This window comes from Burkholderia sp. AU17457, assembly GCF_002223255.1.
Classification (GTDB): Bacteria; Pseudomonadota; Gammaproteobacteria; order Burkholderiales; family Burkholderiaceae; genus Burkholderia; species Burkholderia sola.
The window spans coordinates 397,505-411,660 of record NZ_NKFB01000008.1; the positions used below are offsets into that span (position 1 = coordinate 397,505).

General features: G+C 71.1%; 12 protein-coding genes. 11 read left to right on the forward strand and 1 reads right to left on the reverse strand.

Translation table 11 applies throughout. From position 1 onward, the window contains the following. Positions 1-4 precede the first annotated feature (4 nt). Positions 5-1,597, reverse strand: a complete 1,593-nt coding sequence (locus tag CFB49_RS31735) for a PAS domain-containing hybrid sensor histidine kinase/response regulator (RefSeq protein WP_089493349.1) — start codon at positions 1,595-1,597, stop codon at positions 5-7. A 266-nt stretch (positions 1,598-1,863) separates the two neighbouring features. Between CFB49_RS31735 and CFB49_RS31740 the strand changes: the two genes are divergently transcribed. The 11 genes from CFB49_RS31740 (at position 1,864) to CFB49_RS31790 (ending at position 14,127) form a co-directional block, all read left to right on the forward strand. Then, positions 1,864-2,217, forward strand: coding sequence for a chemotaxis protein (locus CFB49_RS31740; protein WP_089493350.1), 354 nt, complete (start codon positions 1,864-1,866; stop codon positions 2,215-2,217). Positions 2,218-2,401: 184 nt separating this feature from the next. Next, a complete protein-coding gene (locus CFB49_RS31745; RefSeq protein WP_089437707.1) occupies positions 2,402-3,253 on the forward strand; it encodes a BON domain-containing protein in 852 nt (283 codons plus the stop codon). Between the two features lie 47 nt (positions 3,254-3,300). Then, positions 3,301-6,111, forward strand: a complete 2,811-nt coding sequence (locus tag CFB49_RS31750; protein WP_249190568.1) for an ABC transporter transmembrane domain-containing protein — start codon at positions 3,301-3,303, stop codon at positions 6,109-6,111. Next, positions 6,053-6,580 carry a hypothetical protein gene (locus tag CFB49_RS31755; RefSeq protein WP_034196537.1) on the forward strand — a complete coding sequence of 176 codons (528 nt, stop codon included), beginning with the start codon at positions 6,053-6,055 and terminating at the stop codon, positions 6,578-6,580. Before CFB49_RS31750 ends, CFB49_RS31755 begins: the two co-directional genes overlap by 59 nt. A gap of 224 nt (positions 6,581-6,804) precedes the next feature. Next, the gene (locus tag CFB49_RS31760) at positions 6,805-7,554 is read left to right on the forward strand and encodes an SDR family oxidoreductase (RefSeq protein WP_089438142.1); all 750 of its coding nucleotides are present in this window, start codon (positions 6,805-6,807) and stop codon (positions 7,552-7,554) included. Next, on the forward strand, positions 7,545-8,156 hold the full coding sequence (locus CFB49_RS31765; RefSeq protein WP_089493351.1) for a D-glycero-alpha-D-manno-heptose-1,7-bisphosphate 7-phosphatase: 612 nt from the start codon (positions 7,545-7,547) through the stop codon (positions 8,154-8,156). Before CFB49_RS31760 ends, CFB49_RS31765 begins: the two co-directional genes overlap by 10 nt. Continuing rightward, positions 8,153-9,355, forward strand: coding sequence for a glycosyltransferase family 9 protein (locus CFB49_RS31770; protein WP_089493722.1), 1,203 nt, complete (start codon positions 8,153-8,155; stop codon positions 9,353-9,355). The genes CFB49_RS31765 and CFB49_RS31770 overlap by 4 nt, the downstream gene beginning before the upstream one ends. A 3-nt stretch (positions 9,356-9,358) precedes the next feature. Continuing rightward, positions 9,359-11,104, forward strand: coding sequence for a carbamoyltransferase family protein (locus CFB49_RS31775; RefSeq protein ID WP_089437709.1), 1,746 nt, complete (start codon positions 9,359-9,361; stop codon positions 11,102-11,104). Beyond that, positions 11,101-12,102 (forward strand): glycosyltransferase family 2 protein, encoded by a 1,002-nt coding sequence (locus CFB49_RS31780; RefSeq protein ID WP_089493352.1) that lies wholly within the window; start codon positions 11,101-11,103, stop codon positions 12,100-12,102. Before CFB49_RS31775 ends, CFB49_RS31780 begins: the two co-directional genes overlap by 4 nt. After that, on the forward strand, positions 12,099-13,187 hold the full coding sequence (locus tag CFB49_RS31785; protein ID WP_089493353.1) for a glycosyltransferase family 9 protein: 1,089 nt from the start codon (positions 12,099-12,101) through the stop codon (positions 13,185-13,187). The genes CFB49_RS31780 and CFB49_RS31785 overlap by 4 nt, the downstream gene beginning before the upstream one ends. Continuing rightward, positions 13,177-14,127, forward strand: coding sequence for a glycosyltransferase (locus CFB49_RS31790; protein WP_089437711.1), 951 nt, complete (start codon positions 13,177-13,179; stop codon positions 14,125-14,127). Before CFB49_RS31785 ends, CFB49_RS31790 begins: the two co-directional genes overlap by 11 nt. Positions 14,128-14,156 lie beyond the last annotated feature (29 nt).

Sequence of the window (14,156 nt, forward strand, 5' to 3'; positions counted from 1 at the left end):
GCGCTTACGGCGTGTCCTGAACCTGGCGCGCGACGCGCTGCAGCAGCGCGTCGAGGACGGCCATCTCGACGGGCTTCACGAGATGGTCGTCGAAGCCCGCGCGTTCGGTGCGCGCGAGGTCGGACGCGCGCGCATGGCCGGACAGCGCGACGCAGGTCGTGTCGCGCAGCGCGTCGATCGCGCGCAGTTCCTGCAGCAGCGTGAAGCCGTCGACGTCCGGCATCGTCAGGTCGAGCAGCATCAGTTGCGGTGCGTAGTCGCGCGCGAGGGCGAGCGCGTCGGCCGCGTTGTACGCGACGCGCGGCGCATGCCCTTTCAGTTGCAGCAGCACCGCGAGCGTATCGGCCGAATCGCGGTTGTCGTCGACGACGACGATGCGCAGCGGCGTGTCGGCCGGCGGTTCGAGCGCGGCCGGCGCAGGCGGTGCGGAGGGAACGTTGCGGGTCGTTTGCGCGATCGGCAGCCAGATCGTGAACGTTGCGCCGTGGCCGGGCCCGTCGCTTTCCGCGACGATCCGCCCGCCGTGCAGTTCGACGAACGACCGGCAGATCGCGAGACCGAGCCCGAACCCGTCGGACGGGGAGCGACTCGACGCGCCTTCCTGCTGGAACAGGTCGAAGATGGCGTCGAGCGCGCCCGGCGCGATGCCGACGCCGTGATCGGCGACGCGGATCGCGACCAACGGCCCCTCGATCCGCGCGCCGACGTCGATCCGGCCGCCGTGCGGCGAGAATTTGGACGCGTTGTCGAGCAGGTTGTGCAGCACCTGGACGAGCCGTGCGTCGTCGCCGTGCAGGGCCACGGAATCGTCCGGCAGGTCGACGCGGATCCATTGCCCGCGCGCGGCCAGCTTCGGCTGGATGCTCTCGATGCCGCGGCACACGATGTCGCGCACGGTGGTGGGGCGCGCGTCGAGTTCGACCTTGCCGGCCGTGATGCGCCCGACGTCGAGCAGATCGTCGACGAGCCGCGTCAGTTGTCCGACCTGGCGATGCACGGCGTCGCGACACTGCGCGAGCGCGGGCGCGGGATCGGGCAGGCTCTGCAGCACGCCGACCGAATTGCGCAGCGGCGCGAGATGATTGCGCAGCTCGTGCGCGAGCATCGCGATGAACACGCTGAGCCGATGCGTCGATGCTTCGAGTTCCTCGAGCCGCTTGCGCTCGGTCATGTCGCGCGTGATCTTGATGAAGCCGCGCAGCTGATGCGTCGCGTCGTGCACCGGCGTGATCGTCACGCTCGCCCAGAACTGCGTGCCGTCCTTGCGCACGCGCCAGCCTTCGTCCTCGAAGTGGCCGTGCGCGGCGGCCAGCGCGAGCCCTTGCGACGGCCGGCCGGCCGTGATCGCGTCGGTCGGATAGAACAGCGAGAAATGGTGGCCGACGATCTCGGCGGCGGAGTAACCCTTGATGCGCTGGGCGCCGGCGTTCCACGTCGCGACGTTGCCATAAGGGTCGAGCATGAATACCGCGTAGTCGGTGATCGACTCCACCACGGTCTGAAACCGGAATTCGGCGAAGCGGTGCAGCAGGTCGCGCGGGTCGGACGAGCCGGGCGGCGGCGGATGCGGTTGGAGATCGGCGTCGTCTTTCTTCATCGGAGCGGCAAGTTGAAAATACGGGCGGCCGCAAGTCGCCGGCCCGCCCCCGGACGCGCCGGCGGCGGCCATATGGAGCGAGTTGGCACGTCCGAAAGCATAAAGGAACTCGATTCAGCTGATCAATGGGTGCGCATGGGCCGTGCCGTCCGCCGTGCCGGCCGGCTGCGCCCGGCGCGGCATGCCGATTGCACGCCGGTACGGTCCCTGCCGCGCGGCGGCCCTCCGGCCGATCGCGCGGCGGCAAGCCAGGCAAGGAGATCGACATGAACAGCACGCTCAATCCCGATAACGAACCGGCCGGCCCGGACGACGAGAACGCCAGCCGCGGCCGGGACGGCCGGGCGCTGGGCCCGAGCGACTCGTCCGACAGCGGCAGCGACACGGCGGGCGCGCGGCGTCATCCGTTCGACGTCGATTCGCCGCTCGACGACCACGCGCTCGAACGCGGCGACGCGGCGCTCGACAGCGATACGGACCGCGCGGGGACGGGCGAGCGCGCGTCGGCGGACGGCGATTCGACGCTCGAGGAAGGCGCGGACATCGAGCCGGACCGCACGGAGCGGCTCAGCGAGCCCGGTCGCACGGACGACCCGGCCGAACCCGACGCCGCGCCGTGACGCCCGGCACGCAAAAACTGCAATCGCGTTGCAGATTCGGGCGCCTGGCGGCTTCCCCGCGCTGCGACGCGCAACCGTCGCGGGACGGCAACGGCGCCGGCACGCGATTTGCATTCACCCGACCGTCGCACGCCGGGCCACGGCATGGTGCCGCGCGCGGCGCAGGCGATCAAGGAGAGACACGATGCAACGACGATATCCCGGACGGTCCGGCGAGCGCGGTGGGCCGTCCGACTGGCACGAGCGCAACGAACGCGCGTACCGGGGCGCCGGCGAGCGCGGTATCCCGGACGACCCGGCCCGGTGGCCGGAAGAAGACTACGAATCGGCTTACCGCCGCTTCGCGAGCGAGGACGTGGGCCCGGAAGACTGGGGCAGCGAATGGACCGAGCGCGCCGCACGGCCGGCCGACCAGCGGCGCGGCGCGGCCGACCCGGACTGGCCGGGCGGCGCGCGCCAGCCGGCGCGGGACGTCGAGCGTGGCTACGGCGACCCGGGCCGCCGGGCGGAGGAGCGCGAAGGCCGGTACGGTGGCGAGCGCCCGGAGTTCCGCGGCCAGCACCGGATGGGCGGGTACGGCGGCGAGCGCGATCGTGGCGACCCGCGCTACGGCGGCGGCGCGCCCGACCTGTCGCGCTTCGGCAGGGACACCGAACGTGACGCGCTGCGCCATCGCCGCGGGCCGAAAGGCTATACGCGCTCGGACGAGCGGATTCGCGAGGACGTCTGCGAGCGGCTCGCGCATGCGCTCGAGATCGACGTGAGCGACGTCACCGTGCAGGTGAAGGAGGGTCGCGTCGAACTGGACGGCACGGTGCCGGCGCGCTGGATGAAGCATGACATCGAGGATCTGGCCGACGGCTGCCTGGGCGTGCGCGACGTCGAGAATCGCGTGCGCGTGCGCCGCGACGGCGAACACGATACGGGCATGGTGCTGCATCCGGACCAGCGGACCGTCACGCCGACCCAGCCTGCCGCACGCGACCCCGAGCCGGGCACCGTGGTGAGCGGCCGCGAGCGCGAACCGCGCCATTGACCGCCCGTGCGTGAAACGCCGCGCCCCCGACCGCGAGTACTGCGTGCATGACGACCGGAATCGACGAAACGCCCGTCAAGGACCGCGATGCGGCGGCAGGCCGCGACCGCCGCGACCTCCGCCATCGCCGCGACAAGCGCGGACTGCGAGTACGGATCGCGGTCGAACTCTGGCGCGCGATCTGGCATTACCGCGCACGCGTGCTGGCGGCGATCGTGCTGCTGGTGCTCGCGAAAGCGGCGGCCGTATCGGTGCCGCTGCTGCTCAAGGACATCGTCGACGGCTTCGGCCGCGCGGCCGGCCAGCCGATGGCGTGGCCGGTGTTGCTGCTGTTCGCGTACGCGGTCGTGCGCTTCGCGTCGAACGCGCTGAACGAAGTACGCGACATGACCTTCGTGCAGGTCACGCAGCATACGGTCGCGTCGTTTACCGTGCGCACGTTCGGCCATCTGCATCGGCTCGGCGCGCGTTTTCATGCGCAGCGCGAGACGGGCGCCGTCGTGCGCGACCTCGAGAAAGGCACGGCCGGCATCGGCTACCTGCTCGGCGTCGCGGTGTTCACGGTCGTGCCGACGGCGATCGAGATCGGCTCGGTGCTCGTGATCGTGATCGGCAAGTACGGCGGCGGCTTCACCGCGATCATCCTCGTCACGTTCACCGTCTACGCGGCGTATACGGTGGTGTTCACGCGCCGGCGCATGCGTTACCAGCGGCGCGTGAACGCGCTGGAGGCCGAGTCGAATTCGCGCGTGGTCGACAGCCTGCTGAACGTCGATACGGTCAAGTACTTCGCGCGCGAGGACGTCGAGCGCGACCGCCTCGACCGCGTGCTCGGCGAATGGCGCGAGGCCGGCGTCGACAACCAGTACGCGCTGTCGACGCTGCATATCGGGCAGAGCGCGTGCATCGGCGCGGGGATCGCGGCGGTGATGCTGCTCGCCGGGCAGCAGGTCGCGCGCGGCGCGATGACGATCGGCGATCTCGTGCTGATCAACGCGTACATCATCCAGATCAGCCTGCCGCTGAATGCGCTCGGCTTCGTGTTCCGCGAGGCGAACGACGCGATGACGAACATCGAACGGCTGTTCGGGCTGCTCGATGCGCGCGGCAAGCCCGGCGAGGACGGCGATGCGCCCGGTGCGCAGCCGCTCGTCGTGCGCGGCGGCGCGATCGAGTTCGAGCATGTCGACTTCGGCTACGAGCCGAGCAGGCAGATCCTGTTCGACGTGTCGTTCCGCATCGAGCCCGGGCAGACGGTCGCCGTGGTCGGCGGCAGCGGCTCGGGCAAGTCGACGCTCGCGCGGCTGCTGTTCCGGCTGTACCAGCCCGATGCGGGCACGATCCGCATCGACGGTCAGGACCTACGGCTCGTCACCGAGCGCAGCCTGCGCGACGCGCTGGGCATCGTCCCGCAGGACACCATCCTGTTCAACGACACGCTCGCGTACAACATCGCATACGGCAAGCGCGACGCGACCCGCGGCGAGGTGATCGCGGCCGCGCGCGGCGCGCAGCTCGACGCGTTCATCGAGCGGCTGCCCGAGGCGTACGACACGCGCGTCGGCGAGCGCGGCGTACGGCTGTCGGGCGGCGAGCGGCAGCGGGTCGCGATCGCGCGCGCATTGCTGAAGGCGCCGCCGATCGTCGTGTTCGACGAGGCGACGTCGGCGCTCGACACGCGCTCGGAGCGCGCGATCCAGCAGGAGCTGATGCGCGTCGCGCGGCATCGCACGAGCCTCATCATCGCGCACCGGCTGTCGACGATCGTCGATGCCGACCGCATCCTCGTGATGGAGTACGGCCGGCTCGTCGAGCAGGGCACCCACGACGAGCTGCTGGAAAGCGGCGGCGTGTATGCGCAGATGTGGTCGCTGCAGGCGAAGCAGCGCGAACTGGAGCGCACGGAGGCGAAGTTCGCGCGGCAGCCGGTGCGGATCAACCCGCTCGTGTCGCAGGTGCTCGATTCGCTGGCGGAGGCGGCCGCGCAGCGCGGCGTGCCGGTGTTCCGCCACCTGACGGACGAGGATCTCGTCGTCAAGGCCGATCCGGCCGCGCTGCGACGCTTCGTGTGGGAACTGTGCCGCGGCGCGATCGACGCGAGCAGCGGCGGGCAGCTCGAGGTGCGCACCGCGCGCCACGACCCGGAAGCGCGGATCACGATCGCGTGCGCGGGCGTCGATGCCGCCGAACTGTCGCTGATCGATCTCGAACGATTGCAGGACGCGATCGAGGAAGCCGGCGGCTACGTCGTGCGCGAACGCGACGATATCGGCGTGACGCTGCACCTGTCGCTGCCGATGTACGCGGTGGTGCCGGGATCGGTGCAGCCGGACGGTGCCGCGCCGCATCCGGACGCCGGCGGGGCGACCGCCGCGAAGCCCCTCGACGGGCTGCGCATCGCGTGCGTGGACGACCACGACGAGGCGCGCGAGGCCCTCACCGCGCTGCTGAAGGTGGCCGGCGCCGACGTGCACGCGTATGCGTCGGGCCAGGCGCTGCTGGACGACCTGTGGCGCGCGCGCCGGGCCGACTGGCCGGCGCTGCTCGTCTGCGACATCGACCTCGGCGACGACGAGGAGGACGGCTACGCGGTGATGGCGCGCGTGCGTCAGCTCGACGCCGCGCGCGATCGCGACGGCCGTGCGCCGCTCGAAGCGCTGGCGTTGTCCGGCCATGCGCGCGATCGCGACCGCACGCGCGCGGTCGAAGCCGGTTTCCATGCGTACCTGACCAAGCCCGCGGTAGCGGCCGACCTGATCGCGGCGTTGCGTGCGCTCGCGTTTTCCTCCGGAGAAATCCATGCCGAACCTTCTGAATCCGACGACACCCGAAGCCCTGAACGCACGTCGCGGCGGTAGCGCGTTCGCGGACCGCCAGGCCGCGGTGGCGGCCGTCGAGCTGCTGCTGCCGACCCTGTCCGCCGCGCTGCAGAGCGATTTCGTCGGCGACAGCGGTTGCCTGCACATCGTGATCATGGACCCGGCGCTCGGGCCGCACGACGCGGCGTTCGAGGACGCGATCCTGTATGAGTTTTCGCTGCCGGACCCGAAGGACTGGGACGCCGACTATCGCGCATACGCGCGGGCCAAGGCGCGGCTGTCGTGGGAAACGGGCCGCGACGGCCACGTCGTGCAGGCGCTGGAGCCGTACCGGCTGCGTGCGGGCGACACGAACCTGTGGGGCGGCGTCGCGCTCGGCGGCATCGTGGTCGGCGTGTCGGGCGCGCAGCCGTGGTTCGACGAGGCGTTCGCGGGCTGCATCGCGCACTGCCTGCGCGCGCTCGCGAAGCACCGCGCGCAGGCCACGCCCGACGGGCTCGCGATCTGAGGGGACCGCGTAGGTGGGACCGCCTAGGTGGGGCCGCCTGGGCGCGGCTGCCCGGGCCGGTTTTTACAGCAGGTTATAAAAAAGCCAGCAAGCGCGCGCCACGGTCCGATGCGGCGCGGGCGCGCGCAGGCCGGCACGGTTTTCGCTGTACTCCTGCACGGACGGTTGTCGCGACAAGTGTCGCCGTCAGCCGGATTGCTTTCCGACATCGACAGGAGGTGCAGGTGAACGCGACTCACGATCCAGCCAAACCGCCGCTCGCCGGCCGGACCGCACTCGTGACCGGGGGCGGCCGCGGTCTCGGCGAAGCCATTTGCGAAGAGCTTGCGCGGCACGGCGCGCATGTCGTCGTCGCCGATCTCGACGGCGACCGCGCGGCAGCCGTCGCGCAGCGACTCGAACGGCACGGCGGGCAGGCGATGGGACGGCCGCTCGACGTGCGCGACGAAGCATCGGTGCTGCAGGTCGTGCACGATGCGCGCGAGTCGCTCGGCGACCTCGACGTGATCGTCAACAACGCGGCGATCGACGTGACCGCGCCGATCGACGACGTGAGCGTCGACGCGTGGCAGCAGGTGCTGATGACGAACCTGTTCGGCCCGTACCTGATGTGTCACGCGGCCGTGCCGATGATGAAGGCGCGCGGCAACGGCCATATCGTGAACATCGCGTCGACCGCGTCCAAGCGTGCGTGGCCGAACGCGTCCGCGTATCACGCGACGAAGTGGGGGCTGCTCGGCCTGTCGCACGCGCTGCATGCGGAGCTGCGGCCGAGCGGCGTGCGCGTGTCGGCGATCGTCGCGGGCGGGATGCGCACGCCGTTCCTGCTCGACCGTTTTCCCGACATCGACGAGGACACGCTGCAGCCGCCGGAGCACGTCGCGGCCGCCGTGCGGTTCGTGCTGACGCAGCCGCCGGGCACCGTGGTGCCGGAGCTGATGGTGCTGCCGATGAAGGAGACGTCATGGCCCTGAAGCGCGAACGGCGGCTGCCCGGCGCGGTGCTGCTCGACAAGGACGGCACGCTGCTCGACGACGTGCCGTACAACGTCGATCCCGCGCGCATGCGCCTCGCGCCGGGCGCCGCGCGCGCGCTGCGCACGCTCGGCGCGACCGGCATGCCGCTGGCGGTCGTGTCGAACCAGCCGGGCGTCGCGCTCGGCCGCTTTACCGAACACGAGCTTGGCGCGGTCCGCCAGCGTCTCGCCGAACTGTTCGAAGCAAACGGCGCGACGCTGGCGGATTTTTTTTACTGCCCGCATCACCCGCAGGGCAGCGTGCCGCGCTACACCTGCGACTGCATCTGCCGCAAGCCGCGCCCCGGCATGCTGCGCCGCGCGCTGGCCGCGCTCGGCGCCGTGCCCGAATGGAGCTGGATGATCGGCGACATCCTCGACGACGTCGAGGCCGGCCGCACCGCGCGCTGCGGCACGATCCTGGTCGACTGCGGCAACGAGACCGAGTGGCGGCTCAACGCCGCGCGCACGCCGCATCACGTGGTCGATCGCGTCGACCTGGCGGCCGACATCGTCGTACGCGAGGCCGCGCGCCGGCACGGCTCGTGGGGGCGGCAATGAGTACGGCCTGGAGCCGTGCCCGGCGCATTCTGTGCGTGCGGCTCGACAGCATCGGCGACGTGCTGATGACCACGCCCGCGCTGCGCGCGCTGAAGGAGAGCGGCGCCGATCGCCAGCTGACGCTGCTGACGTCGCGCACGGGCGCCGCGCTCGCGAAGCATTTGCCGATGGTCGACGACGTGTGGAGCTACGACGCGCCATGGGTCAAGCATCCCGACGTGCGCGGCGATCCGGTGGCCGATCTCGACATGATCGACCGGCTGCTGGCGGGCCGTTTCGACGCGGCCGTGATCTTCACCGTCTACAGCCAGAATCCGCTGCCCGCGGCGATGATGTGCTGGCTCGCCGGCATCCCGCTGCGGCTCGCGCATTGCCGCGAGAATCCGTATGAACTGCTGACCGACCGCGTGCCGGAAACCGAGCCGGAATCGCACGTGCGCCACGAGGTCGCGCGCCAGCTCGCGCTGGTGCGTGCCGTCGGCGCGAAGACGGCGGACTGGCGGATGGCGTTCGAGCCGGGCGACGCGGCGCGCCGTGCGGTGCACGCGCGGCTGCAGGCCGCGTTGCAACGTATCGGCGGCGCGCGCCGGCCGGCGGCGGCGCGCCCGCGTTGGCTCGTCGTCCACCCGGGCGCGACCGCCGCGTCGCGGCGCTGGCCGGCCGAGCGTTTCGGCGAAGCGGCCGCCGCGGTCGCACCGCTGTTCGACGGCATCGCGGTGACGGGCAGCGCGGACGAACGCGCGCTGGTCGACGCGGTGTGCGAACGGGCGGGGCCGCGCGCGGTGCCGCTCGCGGGCGTGTTGCCGCTCGGCGAACTCGGCGCGTTGATCGAGACGGCCGACCTGCTGCTGTCGAACAACAGCGGCCCCGTGCATCTCGCGGCCGCGCTCGGCACGCCGGTGGTCGACCTGTATGCATTGACCAATCCGCAGCACACGCCGTGGCGTGTGCCGCACCGTGTGCTGAACGTCGACGTGCCGTGCCGCAACTGCTACCGCAGCGTGTGCAACCAGCCCGGTCATCCGTGCCTGCGCGGCGTGAGCGTCGACGACGTCGCCGCCGCCGTGCACGCGTTGCTGCGCGGCAGCGCGCGCCATGCGCAACGCACGGCCGCGCGGGCCGCCGCGCACGACGGCGAGCCGGTCGCGGCGAACGCATCGAACGTGATTCCGTTCGCGCACGTCATCACGAGGAACTGACGCATGCCTGATCCGATCCATACGCTCGGCATCAACGCCGCCTTCCACGACAGCGCCGCGTGCATCGTGCGCGACGGCGTCGTGATCGCGGCGGCCGAGGACGAACGCTTCACGCACGTGAAGCACGCGAAGCGCCCGGTGCCGTTCTCGACCTGGGAGCTGCCTTTCCACGCGATCGACTACTGCCTCGCGGAAGCCGGCATCACGCTCGCGGACGTGGACCACGTCGCGTATTCGTACGACCCGTGGTTCGAACTCGACCGCGAAGGCACGGCGCCGGCGCTGACCTTGCCGCTGTCGCCGTCCGCGCATGCGCCGCGCGAGGACGGCGCGTCGCCGTGGCATCCGCTGTTTCTGTCGTCGATCGTCAACGCGCCGCGTCAGCTCGCCGGCGGCGTGCCGCATCATCTGCAGCGGCGCTTTCGCGGCGTCACGCACGACGGGCCGTTCCGCTGGCATTTCATCGAGCACCATCTCGCGCACGAGGCGAGCGCGTTTCTCGCGGCGCCGTTCGAACGCTGCGCGGTGATGACGATGGACGGGCGCGGCGAACGTGCGACGACGAGCTACGGCGTATTCGACGGCCGATCGTACCGGCGGCTCGGGCAGGTCAATCTGCCGCATTCGCTCGGGCTGCTGTACGAGCGCGTGACGCGCTATCTCGGCTTCCTGCACTCGTCCGACGAATACAAGGTGATGGCGCTCGCGTCGTACGGCAAGCCGGTGTTCGCCGACGAGATGCGCAAGCTCGTGCGGTATCGCGGCGAAGGGCGCTACGACGTGGTCGACGAAGATCTGGCCGCGCGCTTCGGCCCGCCGCGCGAACGCGGCGGCCCGATCGAGCCGCATCACTGCGACATCGCGCATGCACTGCAACTGGTGCTCGAGGAGACGACGCTGCAGGCGGTCGACTGGCTCGCCGCCGAGACCGGCGAGCGGCAGCTCGCGATGGCGGGCGGCGTCGCGCTGAATTGCGTGATGAACGCGAAGATCCGCGATCGCGGCCCGTTCGACGACGTGTGGGTGCAGCCGGCCGCCGGCGACGCGGGCACCGCGCTCGGCGCCGCGCTATGGACCGATTTCCGGATGCGCGGCGCGCGCGGCGGCTGGCGGATGGATCATGCGTATCTTGGGCCGGCCTACGACGACGACGCGATCGAGGCGTTCCTGAAGGAAGCGCAGCTGCCGTACCGGCGGCTCGCCGACGTCGCCGCGCAGACGGCCGCGCTGCTTGCCGCGAACCGCGTGATCGGCTGGTTCCAGGGGCGCATGGAGTTCGGCCCGCGCGCGCTCGGCGCGCGGTCGATCCTCGCGTCGCCGATCGATCCGGACATGCAGCGCAAGCTGAACCGGATCAAGGATCGCGAGGACTTCCGGCCGGTCGCGCCGGTCGTGCTCGAGGACCGCGCGCATCACTGGTTCAGCGGCGGCCGGCGCACGCCGCTGCGCGCGCCGTTCATGCTGTTCGTGTACGACGTCGTGCCCGAGCGCGCCGACAGGATTCCGGCCGTGCGCCACATCGACGGCACCGCGCGCGTGCAGACCGTCGACGCGACGCAGCATCCGCTGCTGCATGCGCTGTTGACCGAGTTCGATGCGCTCACCGGCGTGCCGGTGCTCGTCAACACGTCGTTCAACACGCGCGGCGAACCGATCGTGTGTTCGCCGCGCGACGCGATCGAATGCTTCTGGACGTCGCCGCTCGACGCGCTCGTGATCGGCCCGTTCCTGCTGGAGAAGCCGAGATGAACATGCGCGACACGCAGCTGCCGCCGATGGTGTCGGTCGTCGTGCCGACCTACCGGCGGCCCGACCTGCTCGCACGCTGCCTCGACGCGCTGTGCGTGCAGGTGTTCGACCCGACCACCTACGAGATCGTCGTCGTGGACGACGACCCGGCCGGCAGTGCGCGCGCCGTCGTCGATGCGTGCCGCGCGCGCGTGACCGACGTGCCGGTGATCCGCTACATGACCGCGCCGGACACGCAGGGGCCGGCCGGCGCGCGCAACGTCGGCTGGCGCAGCGCGGGCGGCGCGCTGATCGCGTTCACCGACGACGACACGATTCCCGATCCGGACTGGCTGCGCAACGGGGCGGCCGCGCTGCAGGCCGCGCCGTCGGCGGCGGCCGCCGCCGGCCGGATCGACGTACCGTTGCGGCCGCGCCCGACCGACTACGAACGCGATGCGGCGGGGCTCGCGCATGCGGAATTCGCGACCGCGAACTGCTTCGTGCGGCGCGCGGCGCTCGAACGCATCGGCGGCTTCGACGAGCGCTTCACGCGCGCGTGGCGCGAGGACGCCGACCTGATGTTCGCGCTGCGCGAGCATGCGGGGCCGATCGTCGAGGCCGACGCCGCGCGCATCGTGCATCCGGTGCGTCCCGCGCGCTGGGGATCGAGCATCGGCGCGCAGTCGAAGGTGTATTTCGATGCGCTGCTGTACAAGAAGCACCGCGCGACCTACCGGCGTCATATCCGGCCGACGCCGCCGTGGCATTACTACGCGGCCGTGCTTGCCGCGCTCGGCGCGATCGGCTGTTTCGCCGCCGGCTGGCCGGCGCCGGCCATCGTGTGCGCGGCGGTGTGGGCCGCGATTACCGCGGGGTTCTGCGCGAAACGGCTGCGCGGCACGCAGCTCACGGCGTCGCATGTGGCCGAGATGATCGTCACGTCCATCGCGATTCCGCCCGTGTCGCTGTATTGGCGCATGCGTGGCGCGCTTCACTTCCGGGTGATGTTCCTATGAAGCTCGATCCCAGCGTCGATTCCGACGACCTGCGCGGCCCGAAGCGGATCGCGGTGTTCCGTGCGCTGCAGCTCGGCGACATGCTGTGCGCGGTGCCCGCGCTGCGTGCGCTGCGGCGCGGCGAACCGGACGCGCGCATCACGCTGATCGGCCTGCCGTGGGCGCGCGAGTTCGCATCGCGCTTTTCCGATTACATCGACAGCTTCATCGCATTCCCCGGCGCGCCGGGCCTCGGCGAGCAGCCCGAACCCGACGCGGCCACGCGCGAAGCGTTCATCGCCGAATGCCGCGCGCGCGACTTCGATCTCGCGATCCAGCTGCACGGCAGCGGCGTGCACACGAACGCGATCGTCGCGTCGCTCGGCGCGACGCGCACGGCCGGCTTCGTGCCGGCCGACGGCGGCACGACCGCGCTCGACTGCGCGCTCGTCTGGCGCGACGACGAACCGGAGGTGGCGCGCTATCTGGCGCTCACGCGCAAGCTCGGCTACGCGGACTGGGGCGACTACCTCGAATTCCCGCTCGGCGGCCTCGACTACGCGCTGTGGCACGTGCTCCGCGACGAACACGCGCTCGATCCCGGCCGCTACGTGATCGTCCATCCCGGCGCGCGGATGGCGTCGCGGCGCTGGCCGGTCGAACGCTTCGCGCTCGCCGCGCGGCAGCTCGCGGACGACGGCTGGCAGATCGTGCTGACCGGCACGCGCGCGGAACTGGGGCTGGCGAGCGCGTTCGCCGAGCACCTCGGGCGGCCGTGCGTGAACCTGTGCGGCCGCACGCCGCTCGGCGCGCTGGCCGCGCTGATTGCCCGCGCGCGGCTGCTGTTATGCAACGACACGGGCGTATCGCATGTCGCGGCGGCGCTCGGCACGCCGAGTATCGTCGTCGCGTGCGGCAGCGATACGGCCCGCTGGGCGCCGCTCGACGCCGAACGTCATCGTGTGCTCGCGAACTACCCGGCGTGCCGGCCGTGCATGTTCGATACCTGCCCGTACGGGCACGAGTGCGCGACCGCGATCGGCGTCGGCGACGTGATGGACCGGGCGGGCGAACTGCTCGCGGAGGAGAGACGTCATGTCACGTAAGCGGTTGCGCGTGCTGACCTGGCACGTGCATGGCAATTATCTGTATTACCTGTCGCAGGCGCCGCACGATTTCTACATCGTGACGAAGCCGCAGCATCCGCCCGGCTATGCGGGCCGCGTCGGGCACCTGCCGTGGGGCGACAACGTGCACGAGGTGCCGGCCGAGTGCGTGCGCGACACCGCATTCGACTGCGTGCTGTATCAGCACGTGAAGCATTACCAGCACGACCGCCTGCGGCTGCTGAGCGAAGCGCAGCGCACGCTGCCGACGCTGTTCGTCGAGCACGATCCGCCGCGCGAGCATCCGACCGATACGCTGCATCCGGTGCAGGACCCGAACGTGTTGCTGGTGCACGTGACGCCGTTCAACGCGCTGATGTGGGACAACGGCGTGACGCCGACGCGCGTGATCGAGCACGGCGTGCTGGTGCCGAAGGACGTCGAGTATCACGGCACGCTGCCGAAGGGCGTGGCCGTCGTGAACAACCTCGCGCGCCGCGGCCGGCGCCTTGGCGCGGACTTGTTCGAGGTCGTGCGGCACAGCGTGCCGATCGACCTGGTCGGGATGGGCTCGACCGAACTCGGCGGGATCGGCGAAGTGCCGAACCCGGCGCTGCCGCAGTTCCTGTCGCACTACCGGTTCTTCTTCAATCCGATTCGCTACACGAGCCTCGGGCTCGCGGTGATCGAGGCGATGATGATCGGGCTGCCGATCGTCGCGCTCGCGACGACCGAGATGGCGCAACTCGTGAAGACAGGCAGCAACGGCGTGGCCGATACGCGGCCGGCCGTGCTGATCGACGCGATGCGGATGCTGATTCGCGATCAGGAACTGGCGCGCGAGTGGGGCGCGGCGGCCAAACGCGACGCGTGCGAGCGATTCGGCATCGAGCGCTTCGCGCGCGACTGGGACGCCGCGCTGCGGGACGTGACGGCGTGACGGCTTGACGGCGGCGGCGTGGCCCGCCG